This window comes from Flavobacterium sp. 9AF (genome assembly GCF_902506265.1).
Lineage (GTDB): Bacteria > Bacteroidota > Bacteroidia > Flavobacteriales > Flavobacteriaceae > Flavobacterium.
On the sequence record NZ_LR733556.1, the window covers coordinates 850632 to 870922 of the forward strand.

Here is a 20291-nt window from a genome sequence, read left to right on the forward strand (position 1 = left end):
CTTAGTTTAGTGAGTTAAATTTATTGTTTTGAGACGGTTTGAATAAAAATATCATTAACACTTGGGATTTTTTCAACAAAATGTGTTACTTGACCAAAACTGGTTAATACTGCTAATAAATCATTAGAAGTATGATTTCCTATTTTAATTTCTAGTTGAATATCATCATTTAATGACTTAAAATGAGTTTGTCCCACTTCGAATTTTTGTGTTAATTGATACATTAACCCTTCTATATTATTAGTTAAAATACCTATTTGAAATGTATTACTTCTATATTGTTGTTTTACATCATTAAGTTTACCTTCTATTAATTTATTGGATTTATGAATTAAAGCAATATAATTACACATTTCTTCAACACTTTCCATTCTATGGGTTGAAAAAATTATAGAAGTCCCCTTTTTATTTAACTCAATAATTTCATCTTTAATTAAATTTGCATTTACAGGATCAAAACCCGAGAAAGGTTCGTCGAGAATTAGCAATTTTGGTTGATGCAAAACAGTTACTACAAATTGTATCTTTTGCGCCATTCCTTTAGATAATTCTTGAATTTTTTTGTTCCACCAATCTTCTATACCAAACTTTTCAAACCAGTATTTCAATTGTTTTTTCGCTTCTTGTTGAGATAAGCCTTTCAATTGAGCTAAATATAAACATTGCTCGCCTACTTTCATGGTTTTATACAAACCTCTTTCTTCTGGTAAATATCCAATGTATTTAACATGTTCAGGTTGTAGTGGTTTACCATCTAAAAACACTTTTCCAGAATCGGGCATGGTAATTTGATTGATAATTCTAATAAGTGTAGTTTTCCCAGCACCATTTGGTCCTAACAGACCATAAATACTTCCAGATGGGACATTCAGAGAAACATTATTTAAAGCAGTATAGTTGCCGTATTGTTTGACAACATTTGAAACTTCTAGAATTGAATTCATATATTTTTTATTAAGCACTAGCAGCAGCTGCCATATTTTTTAAAGTGATAATACAATGTATTAAGCTAAGATATAAAACTTCTTTATGATTACTAATTAAATTAGTACTTTCCGTGATTGTATAATTAGATTTCCAAGTTTTCCAATCGTATTTACATTTAATAATTAAAATTTCGTTACCGGTTTCATTATATAAAACATAATTTGATTTCCAGATACTTTGCAATCTTAATGTTACGATTTTAACATGATTATTATCATTCCATTTAATAGTAATATTTCCGTTCCATCTAAAGTTAAATTCTAGAATAACTTGGTTAAAACTTACTATTTTAAAATTAGATTTCCACATACTTGGTTTATCAAGCAGGTAGTTTTTTTTATTATTAATATCAAAACTTGGATGGGTTGAATTTAACCACCCGATATAATTCATTTTGGCTAAAATAGAGTTATTAAGTATAAGATTATATTTCTTAAAACCTTCTGTAGTAACTAAATATTCCATTTAATACTTTTATACAATCAATTAGTAGAAAAAATCTAGGATTGTTACAAAAAACCCATCCCTTTTTTACGAAGGATGGGAAAAATTGCTATGAAAAAGAAAAATTCACTTCCTATAAGAAAGTGAATTCCAAATGTATATATTTTTATTTAATTATGAAAACATATCTTTTACTTTTTCAAAAAAAGATTTATCCGTTTTTTGAGGCGAAGGTTTGAAATTTTCATCGTGTAACATATTTTCAAAAAATGCCTTTTGCTCTTTATTTAAAGATTTAGGTGTCCAAACATTAACATGAACTAACAAGTCTCCATTTCCATATCCATTTAAACTTGGAATACCCTTACCTTTTAATCTTAAAATTTTACCCGATTGAATACCATCTTCTAATTTTATTCTTACTTTTCCTCCAACAGCTTCAATTTCTTTAGAGATACCAAGAGCTGCCTCAGGGAAACTAATATATAAATCATAATGAAGATTTTCACCTTCCCTTTTCAAGAACTCATGTTCAATTTCTTCAATAGCAACAATTAAATCGCCAGGTAAACTATTATTTCCTGGAGCTTCATTTCCTTTATTAGAAACTTTTAATTGCATTCCATCTACCACTCCTGCTGGAATTTTAATTGAAACTGTATCGTCTTCCATAATCATTCCATGAGCATCTGCTCCAGATGGTTTTGAGTCTAAAATTTGACCAGAACCTCCACAAGTAGTACACGTGGATGCTGTTTGCATTCTGCCTAGAATAGTATTTGTAACTCGCATAATTTGCCCACTTCCATTACAAGTAGAACAAGTTTTGTAAGTAACCCCTTTTGCTTGAACTTTCCTTTTTACTTTTACTTTTTTCTCTACACCATTAACAATGTCCTCAAGAGTTAATTTTACTTTAATTCTTAAATTGCTTCCTTTAACTCTTCTTTGGCCACCACCGCCAAAGCCACTACCAAAGCCACCACCAAATGCACTTCCGAAAATATCTCCAAATTGACTAAAAATATCATCCATATTCATGTGACCTCCACCAAATCCTCCAGCACCATCAAAAGCAGCATGGCCATATTGATCGTAACGTGCTTTTTTGTCAGGATCGCTAAGCACTTCATAAGCTTCTGCAGCTAATTTAAAATTTTCTTCTGCAGTTTTGTCACCTGGATTTTTGTCTGGATGGTATTGAATTGCTTTTTTTCGGTAAGCTTTTTTAATTTCTTCAGCCGATGCACCTTTACTTATTCCTAATATTTCGTAAAAATCTTTTTTCATAAAATTTCTAAAATTCCTAATTATAAAACTTAATCTATAATAAAAAAAGTTCTAAAAAGGGTTGTTAATTACCAATAACTACTTTAGGAAAACGGATGATTTTGTCTCCTAATTTATATCCTTTTTCTATTACATCTACTATTTTCCCTTTTAAGTCCTCTGTAGGAGCTGGAATTTGAGTAATTGCTTCAGCAAAATCTGCATTAAAATCGTCACCTGCTTTAATATCTACTATTTCTAATCCTTTTGAAATTAAAGTAGTTTTCAGTTTTTCATGAATTAATTCTACACCTTTAACTAAAGCTTCGTCTTCAGATTTTGAAATTTGTTCCCAAGCTCTATCAAAGTCATCCAAAACTGGCAACATCGATTGAAGTACTTCTTGATTTGCCGTTTTAAATAAATCAATTCGTTCTTTTGCAGTCCTTTTTTTAAAGTTTTCAAACTCAGCAAATAGACGCAAAAATTTATCTTTTTCTTTTGCTAAATCTTCTTGAAGTTGCTCTTCAACCGTTAATTGTACGGAAGTATTTTCTTCTTGAACAGTCTCCTTTTCTACGCTTTCTTTTTCGATATTTTCAGTATTATCCTGACTCATAATCTATTTTTCTTTTAGATAAATTTTATTTACAATAGTAAGCAAATGTACTGCCAAAAAATAAAAAATGTCAAATTGTCATTATATTGTATAACTATTTCTTTTAAGTAAAAGGTATTTTATCGAATATTTAATTAGTAAATACCTTTTATTTAAACCATAAAGAATAGTTAAAAGAATAAGACAACTTAACAGAAATGAAATCTTTATAAAAAAATTATTTTTTTAAAAGATTTTGCAGTGCTTTTTCTAAAGAAGCAAATTTGAATTGAAACCCTTTTTCTAGAATTTTTCTGGCACTCACATTTTGACTTGATAATAAAATTTGGTGCATTTCTCCTAACATTAATTTCAAAATAAATCCAGGTATATTAGGCATAAAATAAGGCACATCTAAGGTTTTAACAATTGCCTTTGTTAATCCTTCATTAGAAACTGGATAGGGAGAAACTGCATTATAAACACCTTCTAATCTATGCAACATAATGAAATAATACAAACTAGCTAAATCATGATTATGAATCCAAGATTGATATTGTTTTCCATTACCAAATGCAGCTCCTAAACCATACTTAATAGGTGTAACCATTTTTTGTAGCGCACCTCCTTCTTTGGCTAAAACAATTCCAGTTCTAATTTTAGAAACTCTGATTGAAAGTCTTTTAAATTGATCTACTTCTTCTTCCCATTTTAAAACCACATCACCTAAAAAAGATTCATCTACTCCCTCTTCATCTTCTTTATAAACTTTATCATAACTGCTAGGGTAAATCCCAACGGCCGATGCGGATATAATTTGTTGTATTTGATTGTAATTTTTTTGTAAAGTTTGAAATAATAACCGAGTAGAAAGAACTCTACTATTTATAATTTCTTCTTTATAACTTTTTGTCCAACGCTCAGAAACCGATGCCCCTGCTAAATGATATATAACATCTACGTCTTCAAAAGCATTTTTATCAATTTCTCCTTTATATGGATTCCAATAAAAACCTTTATAATTTCTTTCATCAACTAGTTTAGACTTAGAAGTGGACAAATAATGCACACTTACTCCATTTTGAAGTAATAAGTTTGTTAATTCCTTTCCTATTAAACCTGTTGCACCCGTAATCAAAACTTTCATACTTATCTCTTTTTAACAAAAATACAAAGTATAAATGGTAGAATAGTATTTATTAACTAACCTTAACAACTGTAGATAATTGAGCTTATTAATTTCTTACTTTTATAGTCCATTCAAACAACATTTCCGAAACTTGTTCTCCTTTCTCATTTGTTCCAATGGAAGTAACCCATATAGTTTGACCTTCTTTTGTTTGGACAGCCTTTTGAATTGTTTCTTTTATATTATCACCTTGTTTACATGTAAAAGTAATTCTTCCTGTAGCCTTTTTGGTAAAAGTAGCTTTATTATTTGCTACTAACATAGAAATATTAGCACCACTTTCTTTTATTTGATACATTACCAATGCTCCTGTAGTAAACTCTGCTGCCATGGCTTGAACTGCAAAATACATCGATTTAAAAGGGTTTTGGTTAAACCATCTATGTTTTACAGTAACTGAACATTCTTCTTGACTAATATTTTTTACTCTCACACCACACCAATAAGCTGATGGAAGTTTAAAAAACATAAAAGCATTTAATTTTGAAGGTGTAAATTTCATAATTTTTTAATTTTTTGTAAAAATACAAAAAATACTATGCATTCATACTATTTTGTTAAATGTTAATTTTTTGTTAAAAATAAGTACTATGCGTAACATAATACTAGTTTTTAGACTTATCTTTGTATAAGAAATTAATAGCTATTAAATAGTTCTTTTAATCATCAATCATCAAAACCAAAAAATTATGGAAACATCTAACGAAAAAAGTATAGGTTCATTAATTCACTTAAGCACTTTAAGTCAATACATTATTCCTTTAGGAAATTATATTATACCACTAGTTTTGTGGTCTTCTAAAAAAGATAAATCTGCATTTGTAGATTTTAACGGAAAACAAGCTTTAAATTTTCAATTGAGTATGTTGTTATATAGCTTAATTGCAATTATTATAGCTGTACCTACTTGCTTATTTTGGTTTATTACACTAATTGAAAAATTAGAAATAAATGGACATCATGTAACGGTTAAAGAAATTATCACAACACAAAATATTACAGGTATGGTCATTTTAGGATTAGTGGCTTTAACCATAGCCCTTTTTTTAAAATTAAGTGAATTCTTTCTAATTATATATGCTTCATTTAAAAGTGCAAATGGCGAATATTACAATTATCCTTTGACCATTAAATTCATTAAATAGTTTCAATCATCAAATCAATCAATCAATCAATCAATCAATCAATTGAATTTAACAATTCAAAAAAAATCAAAAAATGAACAGTTTAATTAAAAAACAAAAGCATTATGAATATTGAAAACACAAAAGCTCAAATGAGAAAAGGTGTTTTAGAGTTCTGTATCCTTTCCGTATTAAAAGAAAATGATGCATATACTTCTGAAATTCTAGAAACACTAAAAAATGCAAAACTACTAGTAGTAGAAGGTACAGTTTACCCTTTATTAACTAGATTAAAAAACGATGGTTTACTTAATTATCGTTGGGAAGAATCTACTTCTGGTCCACCAAGAAAATATTATGGTTTAACCGAATTGGGTCAAGAATTTTTAAGCGAATTAAACAGCACTTGGACAGAATTATCTGATGCAGTGAATATCATAACACAACCTAGCCAAAAACAATAATCATGAATAAGACAATAAGTATCAATTTAGGAGGTTTCTTTTTTCATATTGATGAAGATGCGTATCAAAAATTATCACGTTATTTTGATGCAGTGAAACGATCACTTTCTCCAGAAGGAAGAGATGAAATTATAAAAGATATAGAAAGCAGAATAGCTGAACTTTTTCAAGAAAGAATTAAAACGGAGAAGCAAGTAATTGGTTTAACCGAGTTAGACGAAATAATTGCTATTATGGGACAACCTGAAGATTATAAGATAGATGAAGAAACAACTTACTCTTCTCAATCTTCATATTCTGGAACAACTTATCATGCAAGATCTAAACGTTTATATAGAGACAAAGAAAATGCCATTTTAGGTGGTGTTGCAGCGGGTTTTGGTCATTACTTTAATATTGATCCACTTTGGATTCGTTTAGGTATAGTTTTAATTGTAATTGCTGGTGTGGGAAGTCCTATTTTAATCTATTTATTATTATGGATTATAGTTCCTGAAGCAGTAACTACCTCTCAAAAATTAGAAATGAGAGGTGAACCTATAACTATTTCAAATATTGAAAAAAAAGTCAAAGAAGGAATCCATGAAATTAGTGATAAAATTAATAATTTAGATCATCAAAAAATAGCAAATACCGCTAAGTCTGGAGCACAACAAATAGGCAATACTTTAAGTGATTTGTTTTTAAGTTTCTTTAAAGTTATGATAAAAATAATTGGCATTTTTATTATTTTCTTCTCAGCTATGTCATTATTAGGAGTACTCATAGGATCTTTATTTATGATTTTCTCATCATCATTACCTAATTCGTACATTTTTAATAATATACATACTCCATTGGATTTTGATGTTCCTATGTGGATACAGGGAGTACTTTTACTTCTTAGTGTAGGAATACCTTTATTTTTCTTACTTATACTGGGTCTAAAATTATTGGTTACGAATATGAAATCTATTGGTAACAATATAAAATATTCTTTGTTAGCTATCTGGATAGTAGCAATTATAGGAATAACTTATTTAGGTGTACAACAAGCTACAGCTATAGGTTTTGAAGGGAAAACAGTGAAAAAGGAACAACTTTTTGTACAACCAAATGACACTATCTATGTAAGAATGCAGTACAACAATTATTATGCTAAAAGTATTAATGAAAGAGCATATAATAAATATACTCATGACGAAAACAATAATGAAATCATATATTCTACGAAAGTGCGTGTGCATTTCTTAAAAACAGATGAAAATCAACCTTTTTTACAAGTAGAACGTTCTGCCACGGGGAAATCACATAAAGAAGCTACTAGTCGTTCAGAAAAAATACGATATAATTTTGATATTCAAGGAAATAAAATTACTTTAGATAATTATTTCACCACAGCATTTGGAAATAAATTTAGAGATCAGGAAGTTAATGTTTATATCTATTTACCTAATGGAATTTATTTAAAACCAGATGACAGCATACAAGATTATGATTGGTCTGATAATGATATTTTCAATTTACATTATAGTTCCGATAATTATATTTATGAAGTGAAAGACAATAAAATAGTATGTACTAATTGTCCTTCTGAAGAAAATGAAAATGAAGATGAAGATGTTGAGGATTTTGATGAGGATGAAATATCCATTCATTTAAACAATAATGAAGTTAAAATCAACGCTTCAAAAGACAACATACAAATAGAAGCAAAATAAAAACATTTTAAATAAACAAATAAAAAACCAAAATCATGACAAAATTCATTTTACAAATAACAAAAATGATTGTAACAATTCTTGCAGTCTTGTTATTACAATCTTGCATGAATTCCAATTGGAATAGAGAAACCCTTAAAGGAAATGGAACAGTAGTAGAAGTTAACCGAACCATTGACATGCCTTTTAATGCAATTGCTGCACAAACTGGTTTAGAAGTTATTATAAGACAAGATAATAATGTTAGCGTTAAAGTGGAAGCAGATGAAAATCTTCAAGACCATATTTTTACAGAAGTTAAAGATGGTGAATTAAAGATACATACAGATGTTAACATCTTAAATTGTAAAGCAAAAAAAATCTATGTTTGTTTACCAAATTTGAATAAAATTTCTTCATCAAGTGGAGCTAGTGTAAGCAGTGAGAAAGAATTGAATTTTGAAAATCTAGAATTAGAATCAAGTAGTGGTAGTTTAATTGACATAGTAATAAAAAGCAATACTTTATCTTGCGAAAGTAGTAGCGGAAGCAGTATAACTGCTAAAGGAACTGCAAAATCAATTAACACAGAATCATCTAGTGGTAGTTCTATCAATCTGGAAAAATTAATTGCAGAAAATGGTCAATCAAGTTCATCAAGCGGCAGCACAACGCATGTTAATGTAACCAATGAGTTAAAGGCAGAAGCATCTAGTGGTAGTAGTATTAGCGTAGCCTCAAAACCGAATTCTTTAATTAAAGACGAAAATTCAGGTGGAAGTGTCGATATAAAATAATTTATTCAATAACTAAAAAAACATCAGCCTATAAGCTGATGTTTTTTTTATATTTGCCTTGTATTGCTTCAATTTTTTTGGAATGATTATTGAGCAGTTTAACCTATATAATTATCATAATAAATGAAAAAAATAACTTTTTTACTTTTAGTATTATTCGCTTCTAACATTGGTTTTTCCCAAAAAAAAGACAAAATTAAAGGTTCTAAGATTATTACTCATACTATAAAACAAGTTGAGACATTTCAAAATATTGAAATAGAAGACAATGTAGAAATCTACTTAGTTAAAGCAGATACACCATCTATAGAAATCGAAGCCGATGACAATTTACACGATGTTGTTAATTTTGCTGTTACAGGAAATACACTTCGCATTACTACTTTAAAAACAGTGAGTGGAGCAAAAAAATTTGATTTAAGAATTAATTACGCATCTGATTTAAAACTTATTACAGTAAAAAATGAGGCAAAATTACATGCTTTAAATGCATTACAATTAGATACGATTACAATCAAAAATTTTGACTCATCCCAATCTTTTTTAAATGTAAATTCTAACGCTTTTACCTTAATTTTAAATGATAAATCGGAAGCCGAATTAAATGTAAAAGCTCAAAATACAGTTTTAGAAGTAAGCAAAAATGCTGAATTAAAAGCTTTAGTTGCTTCACCCGAAGTAAAAATAGATTTATATGAAAAAGCTGAAGTAAAAATTGAAGGCGATGCTGCCAATGCTAAAATAAGATTAGACAACAATGCTTATTTATTAGCCAACAAATTTACTGCAGCAGTAATGGATTTAACAGTTGAAAATTATGCCAAATGCGAAGTAAATGTAACAAAAGAATTGGCCTTATCCGCTTCAGGAAAAACACAAGTTGAATTATATGGAGAACCCAAAATTGAAATGAGAAAGTTTACCAATTCAACTACATTGTATAAAAAGGAATTGTAAATGCTATTCTAAAATTTCAATTTCAAAAATAACAGGCACATTTTTCCCGTTATATAGAACGTATTCTTTTTAGAATTATATGCAATCCCATTCATTTCCATAGAACCTGAAAATCTATTTTTAACATCAAAATATAAACTAGATAAATCTATTGATTTTACTACTTTTCCAGTATTAATGTCTATTTTCAAAATTCTATTTTCAGTGTAAACATTAGAATAAACAAAACCATTAATGTATTCTAACTCATTTAATCTATAAACTGGGTTTCCATATTCAGTAACTTTAATCTTTTTTGTAGGTTTTTGAGTATTTACATCTAAAAATGTCAATACATCTGTCCCATCACTCATAATTAAAGTTGAATCACCTAAATTTGTTAAACCCCAACCTTCGTTGTTTTCAAATTTAAAAGTACTTAATTGTTGATATGTTTCCGCATCATATACAAAACCCATTTTATTCAAATAAGTTAATTGAAAAATTTTATTATTTGCCTTTGCAATACCTTCACCAAAATAAATGCTTTTATCTAGTTCAGCTTTTACATCAATTTTGCCAGTTTCAAGACTTAATATCCCAAAAAGAGATCTAGTATTTGCCACACTCTCAGGAGCACCAGTGCTTTCAAATAAATTTCCTCCATCAAAAAACAAACCTTCAGTAAAAGAATTGGTATCATGAGGATAAGTGTTTTTGATAACATATTGTTTTATAGAAATAATAGATTCTTGGGAATTATTTTCTTCCTTTTCTTTACAAGAAATAAAAAACAAAAAAAATAAAATAGATAAAAAACTGAATTTCATTACAAAAAAAATTAAAAATTAAAAGTTCGGATAAATATCCGAACTTAATTAATCAAAGATATAAATTAGTTATGATGAACACAACCAGCAAGACCATTATACGTCCAACCTCTACCAAACAAAAATGAACAACTTGATTGTGATAATTCATAACCAAGAGGAATCGGTTGAAATAATTTAGGAGTATTTGTAATTGTATCTTCTATTCCTTGACTCACATCTTCACCAGAGACGATGTTTTTTTGTTCCATCGTTGTCAATACAGATACACCTTTCAAATTTAAAATTGATTTTTTCATTTTTTAAAAATTAATAAAATTAAAATTGGTCCAAACATTTATAGTCACTTGAACTTCTGACTATTCCTGCGCAAGAATATCTTTTAGTGATCATAAAATATTTATAAATCACATTTATTTTGAATTAACTATAACTAAATATTAACCCAAAAATAAAAAAAGAAATTTAAAAAATGACAAATATGTAATTATTTTTTCATTAAAGTAATTTGAAATTGCGAAATGGCTAAGCAATTTCAAGATAAAGAACTTTTACAAAAAATTATTCTCAATATCAAACAATTGAGAAAGTCTAACAATGTGACTTTAGAGACATTCTATTTTGATACTGGAATTCATTTAGCAAGAATAGAACAAGGAAAAACCAATATAACAGTTTCAACATTATCAAAAATTTGTAGCTATTTTAACATCTCTCTTTCTGAATTTTTTAAAAAGATAGAATAAAAAAAGGTCATTCAAAAGAATGACCTTTTTTTATTCTATCTTTTAATTCCAATTTTATGAATGTTTAGCAGCTAAATAACGTTCCGCATCTAACGCAGCCATACAACCAGTTCCTGCTGCTGTAATTGCTTGTCGATAGACGTGATCTGCAGCATCACCACCTACAAACACACCAGCCACATTTGTTTTGGCTGTTCCAGGAATATTTTTAATGTATCCCGTTTCATCTAAATCTAAATAATCTGCAAAAATATCGGTGTTGGGTTTATGACCTATAGCCACAAAGAAACCCGTTGCAGGTATTTCAATTGCCTCTCCTGTAGTTCTGTTTTTTGCTCTTACACCCGTTACTACTTGTCCATCACCTAAGACTTCTTCAGTCTCTGTATGCATTAAAATTTCAATATTAGGTGTTTTTCTAACCCTTTCTTCCATAATACGAGAAGCTCTAAATTGATCGCTTCTCACTAACATGGTTACTTTTTTACAAATATTTGATAAATAATGGGCTTCTTCACAAGCGCTATCTCCTGCACCCACAATTACTACTTCCTGATTTCTGTAGAAAAAGCCATCACAAACCGCACAAGCTGAAACACCACCGCCTAATTGCAAATATTTTTGTTCAGAAGGTAATCCTAAATATTTAGCCGAAGCACCTGTTGAAATAATAACGGTTTCTGCATGAATTTCAATCGTATCGTTAACCCATACTTTATGAATTTCTCCAGAAAAATCAACTTTAGTTACCCAACCATCTCTTATATCTGTTCCAAAACGTTTTGCCTGTTCTTGTAATTGTATCATCATTTCTGGTCCAGTAACTCCATCTGGATAACCCGGGAAATTTTCCACTTCGTTTGTTGTTGTTAATTGCCCACCAGGTTGTTGCCCTTGATATAACACAGGAAACATATTGGCTCTAGCCGCATAAATCGCTGCAGTATATCCTGCTGGTCCAGAACCTATAATTAAACATTTTACTTTTTCTATTGTATCTGACATGATTTATTTTTTTATTGAAGCCCAAAATTAAGCATTTTGAGCCAAATGAAATGTTATATTACTTACAAAATAACTATTTGACAATAAGGTTTATTTATTCTCTTTTAATTGATTTAATAATTCTTCAAAAGACACTTTTTGTTGCGATCCTGTAGCCAAATCTTTAATACCAAACTGATTGTTTTTTATTTCTTCTTCACCAACTAAAATAGCATAAGGAATTCCTCTTTTATCAGCATGTTGAAATTGTTTACCAATTTTTGTTGCATCTGGATACATTTCAACTTTAACTCCTGCTTGTCTTAGTTTTGCAATAGCTTTCATCGCATATTTAGCTTCTTCTAAACCAAAATTTAAAAATAAGGCTTTTGAAGTTGCAGTAACAGTTTCAGGAAATAAATTCAGTTCTTCGATGACCAAAGCGATTCGGTCTAAGCCAAATGAAATTCCTACACCACTCATGTTTTTTAAACCAAAAATACCTGTCAAATCATCATAACGACCACCACCACCAATAGAACCCATAGCCACACCTTTGGGAGCTGCCACTTCAAAAATAGCACCTGTATAATAATTTAAACCTCGTGCTAAGGTAACGTCTAAATCTAATGTAGCGGTTTGTAAACCGATTTCGTTAATATTATCGCAAATAAATAGTAATTCTTCTACTCCTTTCATTCCTTCTTCTGAAGTAACTAACAAATCCGCTAACTTCGCAATTTTCTCAGCGATTGTTCCCGTAAAACTAAATAAAGGTTGCACTTTAGTAATCGCTTCTTCAGCAATTCCTTTTTCAAGCATTTCTTTTTTAACACCCTCTTCCCCTATTTTATCTAATTTATCTAAAGCAACTGTAAAATCGATTAATTTATCCGAAGCGCCAATAACCTCAGCAATTCCTGATAATATTTTACGATTGTTGATTTTAATAGTTACACCCTTTAATCCTAATTGACTAAAAACGGAATCGTATAATTGTACCAATTCTACTTCTTGCCAAAGCGAATTAGAACCTACTACATCCGCATCACATTGATAAAACTCTCTAAAACGACCTTTTTGAGGACGATCTGCTCTCCAAACCGGTTGAATTTGATACCTTTTAAACGGAAACTCAATTTCATTTTGGTGTTGCACCACATATCTTGCGAAAGGAACGGTTAAATCGTAACGCAATGCTTTTTCAGAAATTAATGATGTCGCTTTTTTGGAATTTAGAGCTTCTAAACTATTAATATATTTGCTATATACATTTTTAAAAATATCTCTTTTAAATTGTAAAGTAACTTCATTAAAGCTATCATGCTTTTTATATTTACTAAAAAAATCAAAAATTTCATTTTTATTTTCTGTAAAGCATTCTGATAATATTTCTTTTTCATCAAAAGTCAATCCAGAATATATTGATAAAAATCTTTTTAAAGTTTCTTCAAACTCATTAAAATTATTATTATTTCTTATAATTATTCCGAAGCCTTCTAAAATTTCAAAAAAATGAACACTAAATTTACCTGAATCAATTACATTAGAACGTAAATCATCTAAATAATCCCCTGAATTTAATATTTTAAAAATCAAGCGATCGCCTTCTTCTCCATATTTTCCCATTAAGGTTTCCGAATTTTCGAAAGAAGGCGTTTCTATAGGTTGGAAACCAAATTTTTCGAAATTGGTTTTTATCGTACTGAAAATATAATTGCGTTTTGCGACTTCAATAGGAGAAAAATCGCGCGTTCCTTTTGGTATACTTGGTTTCTGAGCCATTTTTATGAATGTGTCAATTTGATAATGTGTCAATGTGCCAATTGAAAAATGCACCGAATAAATAGTAACATTTTCTTTTGAACATCTAAAATGCAAATATCGAATTTATTACTGATTCAGAAAAATTATATAAATAATTACTATTAACTTTTTACTATTTACTAAAAAAATGTAACAAAATTTACTTTCTAAAGTCTAATTGTCATTATGGTAGGATTATTTAAAGAAAACACTAGGATAGCAATAGATTCTATAAAGAGTCAAGTATTGCGTACAGCTTTAACTGTTTTAATTATTATGATAGGAATTACCTTTTTAGTAGGTATTCTTACCTTGACAAAAGCTTTAGAAAATAATATTTTTGGAAATTTTGCTTCAATGGGAGCCAATACGTTTTCTATTAGCAGGTATGATTTTTCTGGTCAAATCAACCGAAATAATGTGGAGCAAAAAGTGAATCCTATTATTAGTTATCCACAAGCTAAGGCATTTAAAGATAAATATGATTTCCCATCCACTTCCACTTCTTTATCGTTTACTGCTGCATCAGCCATCGAGGTAAAATATCAAGGAGAAAAAACAGATCCAGAAATTTCTATTTTAGGTGTAGATGAAAATTTTTGTCCTAATAAAGGTCTAGAAGTTGTAAAAGGAAGAAATTTTAATTCTTTCGATATTACCAACAATAATTATGTATGTATTTTAGGTTCTGATTTTGAAAAAGGTCTTTTTAAAGACAAAAACCCATTAGATCGAATTATTTCCATCAGAGGAGCTAAATTTAAAGTTATTGGTGTTTTAAAAGAAAAAGGCTCTACTTTTGGAAACAGTCAGGATTTACGCGTTTTAATTCCAACTCAAATTGCTCGTTCCATTTTTTCGGCACCCAACATTAATTATGATTTAAATATAAAAGTAAATAATGAAGCCTTATTAGATGAAGCGGTTAATGATGCCATTGTGACTATGCGTTTGATACGAAAATTAAATCCTATACAAAAAGAAGATTTTGGTATTTCTCGTAGTGATGATTTAATTCAAACTTTAGGTTCAAACTTAGCTGTAATTAATTTGGTTGCAGTCATTATTGGAGCCATTACAGTTTTTGGTTCCACCATAGCCTTAATGAATATCATGCTCGTTTCGGTTAGTGAACGTACACGAGAAATTGGAATAAGAAAATCATTAGGAGCAAAAAGAAGTACTATAGCTTGGCAGTTTTTTACCGAAACTTTTATTATTAGTCAAATAGGTGGTTTTCTAGGAATACTTTTTGGTATTATTCTAGGAACAGTAATTGCATTATTTGCAGGTTTTTCTTTTGTAGTACCTTGGTTAGCGATGTTTGCTGCTTTTATAACAACCTTAATAGTTACCATTATTTCAGGTTTATATCCAGCAATTAAAGCCTCTAAACTAGATCCGGTAGAAGCACTTCGTTATGAATAAAATTTTATGGTAATGAACAACGAATCATACGATCATTACCATAAATATCTTTCTTCAATTCGATATTTATAAAACCTAATTTTTCTAATAATTGCACAGTTTCAAGACCAAGATATTGATTAATTTCAAAAAAAACATAGCCGTTAGTATTCAATGATTTAAGCGCCAATTGCGCAATTTTTCTATAAAACAACAAAGCATCAGTATCTTCCACAAAAAGAGCCATATGAGGCTCATAATCTAAAACATTTTTCTTTATTTCTTCTTTTTCAAGATGTCTTACATAGGGTGGATTAGATACAATAATATCATATCTTGCATCTAAAGTTTCCGTTTGTAAAATATCTTTATGTATAAAATGAATCGCAGTTTGGTTTAAAATTGCATTTTTTTTAGCAACCGCTAATGCATCAGTAGAAACATCAATAGCTACAACTTTTGCATTAGAAATATTTTTCTTTAACGAAATAGGAATGCATCCAGAACCCGTTCCTATATCTAAAATAGCAATTTCTTGAGAAGATTTGTTTTGTGATTCAATAATCCATAGCACTAGTTCTTCCGTTTCAGGTCTTGGAATTAAGGTATTTTCATTAACCAAAAAACGCAATCCATAAAATTCGGTTTCCCCTATAATATATTGAATTGGTTTTTCTTTCTTTAATTGAATTAAAATAGCATTCCAATTTTGTAATTTATCCTCAGTCAATTCCAAATCAGGTTGTAATGCCAAATCCACTCGCTTCATTTGATGCAAATGTTCTAAAATGATAAAAAAGAAACTCTCGATTTCCATTTTATCAAATAAAGGTTCTAAATTTAAAGTAAACTCTTTTCTATAATCTTTTAAAAGCATTTTCTTAATTTCTATAGTTGCAAATCTTTAGTCATCCATACCTCACAACTGCTATGACCAGTACAACCCATAGGCTGATCTATTGATTGAAAACCTAAATTTGAATACAATTTCTGAGCAGCTTTCATAAAAGAGAGGGTTTCTAGATAACAAAGTGTAAATTGTTGCTCCTTGGCAAAAATCAAACATTTTTCGATTATTTCTTTTGCTAAGCCTGTACCTCTAATTTCAGGAGCAAAATACATTTTTTGTAATTCACAAATATGCGAAGCGCCATTTTCTAATGGAGCTATTCCGCAACCTCCTACAACTTGATTGTCTTTTTCAACTACTAGATAAATTGATCTTTCCTTTTGATACACTTCATACAAAGTATCTAATATAGGATCGGCATAAGCTGTTCCCACTTTTGGAGCATCTAATTCTTCAAAAACATCACGAATTACTTTAGCTATTTGAGCATTATCCTTTTCCTCAATTTCTCTAATCTTCATAGTTAAAAATTTGTGAGGTAAAAGTACATAAATTGGTTTTAACCTAACTAAAAATATACCTTAAAATACTACCTTTGCAATATGAGTACACATGAATTTTACATGAAACGTTGCATTCAACTAGCAAAAAATGGATTAGGTACTACTTATCCTAATCCAATGGTAGGAAGTGTAATTGTACATGATAACAAGATAATTGGAGAAGGTTGGCATAAAAAAGCGGGTGAGCCACATGCTGAGGTGAATGCTATTCATTCTGTAAAAGATAAAACATTACTTTCGAAAGCCACTATTTATGTTAGTTTAGAACCCTGTAGTCATTTTGGAAAAACACCTCCATGTAGTGATTTAATTGTATCTCACAAAATCCCTAATGTTGTTATTGGTACAATTGATCCTTTTGCAAAAGTAGCAGGAAATGGAATAAAAAAATTACGTGAAAACAATTGTCATGTTACTTTAGGTATTTTAGAAAAAGAATGCAACGAATTAAATAAACGTTTTTTTACTTTTCATCAAAAAAAAAGACCCTATATTATTTTAAAATGGGCTGCTAGTAAAGATGGTTTTTTGGCTCCAGATAAATCAGAGAGAGCAACAGCACATAAAGCATTACAACCTATTTGGATTACCAATACGTATTCGAGACAATTAGTTCATAAATGGCGTACAGAAGAAGAAGCAATTCTTGTAGGTACACAAACCGTTTTAGATGACAATCCAAAATTAAATGCTCGCGATTTTAGTGGCCAAAATCCCATTAGACTTATAATAGATAAATCCAATAAAATATCAGAAGATTTTGCTGTAAAAAGCAACGAATTAAAGACTTATTTTTTTACCGAAAATAACATTTTAACAAAAAAAGAAAATATTATTTACGAAAATATTGTTTTTGATACCAATTTTTTACTAAATTTAACAAATCGTCTATATAAAAAAGAGATCCAATCTGTAATCATAGAAGGCGGTTTAAAGACCTTACAATCCTTTATAGATTTGAACTTGTGGGATGAAGCCCGCGTTTTTGAAGGAAATACAGTATTGAATTCTGGAATAAAAGCCCCAGTCCTGAATTCAATTTCTACAAAAACGATGAACATAATGGACGATACTTTAAAAATTTTCAGAAATTATGATTGACACAATTATTTTTGATTTTGGGGATGTTTTCATCAATTTAGACCCTAAAGCAACAGCTAATGCTTTACAAAAACTAGGTCTAAAAGAATGGAATAGAGAATTAGACACTTTAAATAAGAGTTATGAGATTGGGAAAATAGATGAACTAGCTTTTATTGAAGGAATTCAGAAACACACAACATCAACAGATTTAGTTACTATAAGAGAGGCATGGAATGCTATTTTATTAGATTTTCCATTATACCGCTTAGAGTTTTTACAAATGATAAGTTCAAAATACCGCTTATTTTTACTAAGCAATACCGATGCTACACATATTGACAAATTTGAACACAAAGTAGGACAATCCTTTGCTAGAGATTTTTATTCTTGTTTTGAAAAAGTCTATTTCTCTTTTGAAATAGGCCAAAGAAAACCAGATGAAAACACCTACAAATACATCATTAACAATCATAATTTAGTTCCAAAAAAGACTTTATTTGTAGATGACAAATTAGAAAATATTGAAGGCGCAAAAAAAGTAGGTTTACAAACATGGCATTTGAACCCTAAAGAAGAAGACGTAACTTCATTAATTGAAAAACTTAACAATTATTAATGATTCATATAATTTTAGCTGTTTTATTTTCAGTCTTTTTATTTATAGTTTTTAAATATTTTCAAAAATACAATATCAACACTTTACAAGCCATCATTTTTAATTATCTGGTAGCATTTGTAACAGGAATTTCTATAAGTCCTTCTTCAATATCTATTTCTCATATAGGCGAAATACATTGGTTTTCCTATTGCTTATATTTAGGCATTTTATTCATTTCTATTTTTTTTGTTATGGGGCAAACTTCTCAAAAAAATGGTGTATCAGTAGCTTCCGTTGCCAGTAAAATGTCCTTAATAATACCCGTACTTTTTGCGCTTCTTTTTCTTAAAGAAAAAATAGATTTATTTAAAATAATAGGCATACTTATCGCATTAATTGCCGTTTATTTTACCACTAAAAGAAACGATATTAGTTTTGGACCATCTAATTATATTTATCCCATTCTTTTATTTTTTGGCTCAGGTATTATTGACACAAGTATTAATTATATTCAAAAAACACATATAGACTCAGATGATACTGGTTTATTTTCGGCTTTAACTTTTTTAAGTGCTTTTTTAATTGGAATAGGCATCCTTCTATTTCAAAAAACTACAAATACGTTCGAGTTCAAAATAAAAAATCTTGTCGGAGGAATTGCGTTAGGAATACCTAACTATTTTTCTATGTATTTCTTAATTAAAGCTCTACAAAATGATAAAATTTCTAGTGCTACTCTGTTTACCTTAATCAATATTAGCGTAATTTTGCTCACTACTTTAATTGGCATACTTTTATTTAAAGAAAAAATTCAAAAATATAATTATATAGGTATAGCTTTTGCTATTATTGCCTTATTGTTGCTTTCACTATAATGACTCAAATAAAAGACACTTATAAAACATTACAAAATCCTTCTGAAGAAATTCTTTACAAAGAGAAGAATAGTAAATTTTTTGGTTATGCTTTTCCAGTAACTAATGAGAATGAAATAAAAGAGATTGTATCTGAATTAAAAAAACAGCATTATAACGCAAGACATTGGTGTTATGCATATCAAATAGGTACAGAGCACATGTATTATAGAGTAAATGATGATGGAGAACCAAGCAATAGCGCAGGTATGCCTATTTATGGTCAAATTCAATCCTTTGAAGTTACCAATGTATTAATCGTTGTTGTTCGTTATTTTGGTGGAGTAAAACTAGGCGTTGGCGGACTCATTTCAGCATACAAAACTGCAGCACAAATGGCTTTAGAAAACGCTTTTATTATTGAAAAAACAATTGACATTCATTTTCTTATTACTTTCGATTACAAAAACATGAATAAGGTAATGCGAGTTGTAAAAGAACAACAACTCGCTATAATTAGTCAAAAAATGGAAATGAATTGTCAAATTGAAATAGCGACACGCAAACAGAATGAAGAAAAAATAAATCAAATTTTTGAATCATTGTACGAAATAACAATTCAAAAAATTGATTTATAAACTATAACATATTACTACAAAGCTTTAATTTTTTCGCTAACGTAGTCAGGTGGCAAAGAAGGCCTTCCTGTTTTCATATTAACAAAAACCAGCATAGAATAACCCGTTGTTAATAACTCGTTGATATCATTATAAATCTCATACTCAAATTCAATCTTTACAGATGTCTGGCTTTTGAATATCGTTTTAACTGTTAACAGATCATCATAACGTGCGGGTTTCTTATAATTCATAGTTAAAGAAACTACTGGTAGCATAATTCCGTTTTCTTCCATCCATTTATAAGAAACACCTAGATTTCTAAGCCATTCAACCCTTCCCATTTCAAAATACTGAGCATAATTACCATGATAAACCACACCCATTTGATCTGTTTCAGCATATCTTACTCTTACTTTAAATTCATATTCTCTCATTTTAAAAACACAATAAATTAATATTTAAT

The 20291-nt window shown here is 29.2% G+C and carries 24 protein-coding genes; 11 read left to right on the forward strand and 13 right to left on the reverse strand.

The window, feature by feature from the left end:
* Positions 1–20 precede the first annotated feature (20 nt).
* The 6 genes from HALO113_RS04000 to HALO113_RS04025 all read right to left on the reverse strand — a co-directional run bounded on the left by HALO113_RS04000 (position 21) and on the right by HALO113_RS04025 (position 4989).
* Positions 21–944, reverse strand: a complete 924-nt coding sequence (locus HALO113_RS04000; RefSeq protein WP_159777797.1) for an ABC transporter ATP-binding protein — start codon at positions 942–944, stop codon at positions 21–23.
* Between the two features lie 10 nt (positions 945–954).
* On the reverse strand, positions 955–1452 hold the full coding sequence (locus HALO113_RS04005; protein ID WP_159777798.1) for a hypothetical protein: 498 nt from the start codon (positions 1450–1452) through the stop codon (positions 955–957).
* 153 nt (positions 1453–1605) lie between these two features.
* Positions 1606–2721: a molecular chaperone DnaJ gene (gene dnaJ, locus HALO113_RS04010; RefSeq protein ID WP_159777799.1), complete on the reverse strand. Its 1116-nt coding sequence runs from the start codon at positions 2719–2721 to the stop codon at positions 1606–1608.
* 64 nt (positions 2722–2785) lie between these two features.
* A complete protein-coding gene (locus HALO113_RS04015; protein WP_159777800.1) occupies positions 2786–3319 on the reverse strand; it encodes a nucleotide exchange factor GrpE in 534 nt (177 codons plus the stop codon).
* Between the two features lie 217 nt (positions 3320–3536).
* The gene (locus HALO113_RS04020) at positions 3537–4445 is read right to left on the reverse strand and encodes a TIGR01777 family oxidoreductase (RefSeq protein ID WP_159777801.1); all 909 of its coding nucleotides are present in this window, start codon (positions 4443–4445) and stop codon (positions 3537–3539) included.
* 88 nt (positions 4446–4533) lie between these two features.
* Positions 4534–4989: a DUF4442 domain-containing protein gene (locus HALO113_RS04025; RefSeq protein WP_159777802.1), complete on the reverse strand. Its 456-nt coding sequence runs from the start codon at positions 4987–4989 to the stop codon at positions 4534–4536.
* 187 nt (positions 4990–5176) lie between these two features.
* Between HALO113_RS04025 and HALO113_RS04030 the strand changes: the two genes are divergently transcribed.
* The 5 genes from HALO113_RS04030 to HALO113_RS04050 all read left to right on the forward strand — a co-directional run bounded on the left by HALO113_RS04030 (position 5177) and on the right by HALO113_RS04050 (position 9508).
* Positions 5177–5632 (forward strand): DUF4870 domain-containing protein, encoded by a 456-nt coding sequence (locus tag HALO113_RS04030; protein WP_159777803.1) that lies wholly within the window; start codon positions 5177–5179, stop codon positions 5630–5632.
* A 104-nt stretch (positions 5633–5736) separates the two neighbouring features.
* Positions 5737–6075, forward strand: a complete 339-nt coding sequence (locus HALO113_RS04035; RefSeq protein ID WP_159777804.1) for a PadR family transcriptional regulator — start codon at positions 5737–5739, stop codon at positions 6073–6075.
* Positions 6076–6077: 2 nt separating this feature from the next.
* Entirely contained in the window at positions 6078–7775 is a 1698-nt protein-coding gene (locus HALO113_RS04040) for a PspC domain-containing protein (protein ID WP_159777805.1), read from the forward strand.
* 35 nt (positions 7776–7810) lie between these two features.
* On the forward strand, positions 7811–8551 hold the full coding sequence (locus HALO113_RS04045; RefSeq protein WP_159777806.1) for a head GIN domain-containing protein: 741 nt from the start codon (positions 7811–7813) through the stop codon (positions 8549–8551).
* Positions 8552–8674: 123 nt separating this feature from the next.
* On the forward strand, positions 8675–9508 hold the full coding sequence (locus HALO113_RS04050; protein ID WP_159777807.1) for a GIN domain-containing protein: 834 nt from the start codon (positions 8675–8677) through the stop codon (positions 9506–9508).
* Between the two features lie 8 nt (positions 9509–9516).
* Here HALO113_RS04050 and HALO113_RS04055 read toward each other — a convergent pair whose 3' ends face one another.
* Both HALO113_RS04055 and HALO113_RS04060 read right to left on the reverse strand, forming a co-directional pair.
* A complete protein-coding gene (locus HALO113_RS04055; protein WP_159777808.1) occupies positions 9517–10317 on the reverse strand; it encodes a glutaminyl-peptide cyclotransferase in 801 nt (266 codons plus the stop codon).
* A gap of 65 nt (positions 10318–10382) precedes the next feature.
* Positions 10383–10616 carry a hypothetical protein gene (locus HALO113_RS04060; protein ID WP_159777809.1) on the reverse strand — a complete coding sequence of 78 codons (234 nt, stop codon included), beginning with the start codon at positions 10614–10616 and terminating at the stop codon, positions 10383–10385.
* Between the two features lie 222 nt (positions 10617–10838).
* Between HALO113_RS04060 and HALO113_RS04065 the strand changes: the two genes are divergently transcribed.
* Positions 10839–11063 carry a helix-turn-helix domain-containing protein gene (locus tag HALO113_RS04065; protein ID WP_159777810.1) on the forward strand — a complete coding sequence of 75 codons (225 nt, stop codon included), beginning with the start codon at positions 10839–10841 and terminating at the stop codon, positions 11061–11063.
* Positions 11064–11117: 54 nt separating this feature from the next.
* Here the strand turns inward: HALO113_RS04065 and trxB are convergent, their stop codons facing one another.
* Positions 11118–12068: a thioredoxin-disulfide reductase gene (gene trxB, locus HALO113_RS04070; protein ID WP_159777811.1), complete on the reverse strand. Its 951-nt coding sequence runs from the start codon at positions 12066–12068 to the stop codon at positions 11118–11120.
* Between the two features lie 90 nt (positions 12069–12158).
* Positions 12159–13832: a histidine--tRNA ligase gene (gene hisS, locus HALO113_RS04075; protein ID WP_159779550.1), complete on the reverse strand. Its 1674-nt coding sequence runs from the start codon at positions 13830–13832 to the stop codon at positions 12159–12161.
* Positions 13833–14039: 207 nt separating this feature from the next.
* Here hisS and HALO113_RS04080 point away from each other — a divergent pair, with 207 nt between their 5' ends.
* On the forward strand, positions 14040–15281 hold the full coding sequence (locus tag HALO113_RS04080; protein ID WP_159777812.1) for an ABC transporter permease: 1242 nt from the start codon (positions 14040–14042) through the stop codon (positions 15279–15281).
* Between the two features lie 4 nt (positions 15282–15285).
* Here HALO113_RS04080 and prmC read toward each other — a convergent pair whose 3' ends face one another.
* Positions 15286–16137 carry a peptide chain release factor N(5)-glutamine methyltransferase gene (gene prmC, locus HALO113_RS04085; RefSeq protein WP_159777813.1) on the reverse strand — a complete coding sequence of 284 codons (852 nt, stop codon included), beginning with the start codon at positions 16135–16137 and terminating at the stop codon, positions 15286–15288.
* Positions 16138–16148: 11 nt separating this feature from the next.
* Positions 16149–16631 carry a GNAT family N-acetyltransferase gene (locus HALO113_RS04090; RefSeq protein WP_159777814.1) on the reverse strand — a complete coding sequence of 161 codons (483 nt, stop codon included), beginning with the start codon at positions 16629–16631 and terminating at the stop codon, positions 16149–16151.
* An 81-nt stretch (positions 16632–16712) separates the two neighbouring features.
* On the opposite strand from HALO113_RS04090, the gene ribD reads away from it, so the two are divergent.
* From ribD to HALO113_RS04110, 4 genes are read left to right on the forward strand one after another with little or no spacing between them, the layout of a single operon-like run.
* Positions 16713–17774, forward strand: coding sequence for a bifunctional diaminohydroxyphosphoribosylaminopyrimidine deaminase/5-amino-6-(5-phosphoribosylamino)uracil reductase RibD (ribD, locus tag HALO113_RS04095; RefSeq protein ID WP_159777815.1), 1062 nt, complete (start codon positions 16713–16715; stop codon positions 17772–17774).
* Positions 17767–18372, forward strand: coding sequence for an HAD family phosphatase (locus HALO113_RS04100; protein ID WP_159777816.1), 606 nt, complete (start codon positions 17767–17769; stop codon positions 18370–18372). Before ribD ends, HALO113_RS04100 begins: the two co-directional genes overlap by 8 nt.
* Positions 18372–19229 (forward strand): EamA family transporter, encoded by an 858-nt coding sequence (locus HALO113_RS04105; protein ID WP_159777817.1) that lies wholly within the window; start codon positions 18372–18374, stop codon positions 19227–19229. Before HALO113_RS04100 ends, HALO113_RS04105 begins: the two co-directional genes overlap by 1 nt.
* Entirely contained in the window at positions 19229–19846 is a 618-nt protein-coding gene (locus tag HALO113_RS04110; protein WP_159777818.1) for a YigZ family protein, read from the forward strand. Before HALO113_RS04105 ends, HALO113_RS04110 begins: the two co-directional genes overlap by 1 nt.
* 14 nt (positions 19847–19860) lie before the next feature.
* Here the strand turns inward: HALO113_RS04110 and HALO113_RS04115 are convergent, their stop codons facing one another.
* Positions 19861–20262: a thioesterase family protein gene (locus tag HALO113_RS04115; protein ID WP_159777819.1), complete on the reverse strand. Its 402-nt coding sequence runs from the start codon at positions 20260–20262 to the stop codon at positions 19861–19863.
* Between the last annotated feature and the right edge of the window lie 29 nt (positions 20263–20291).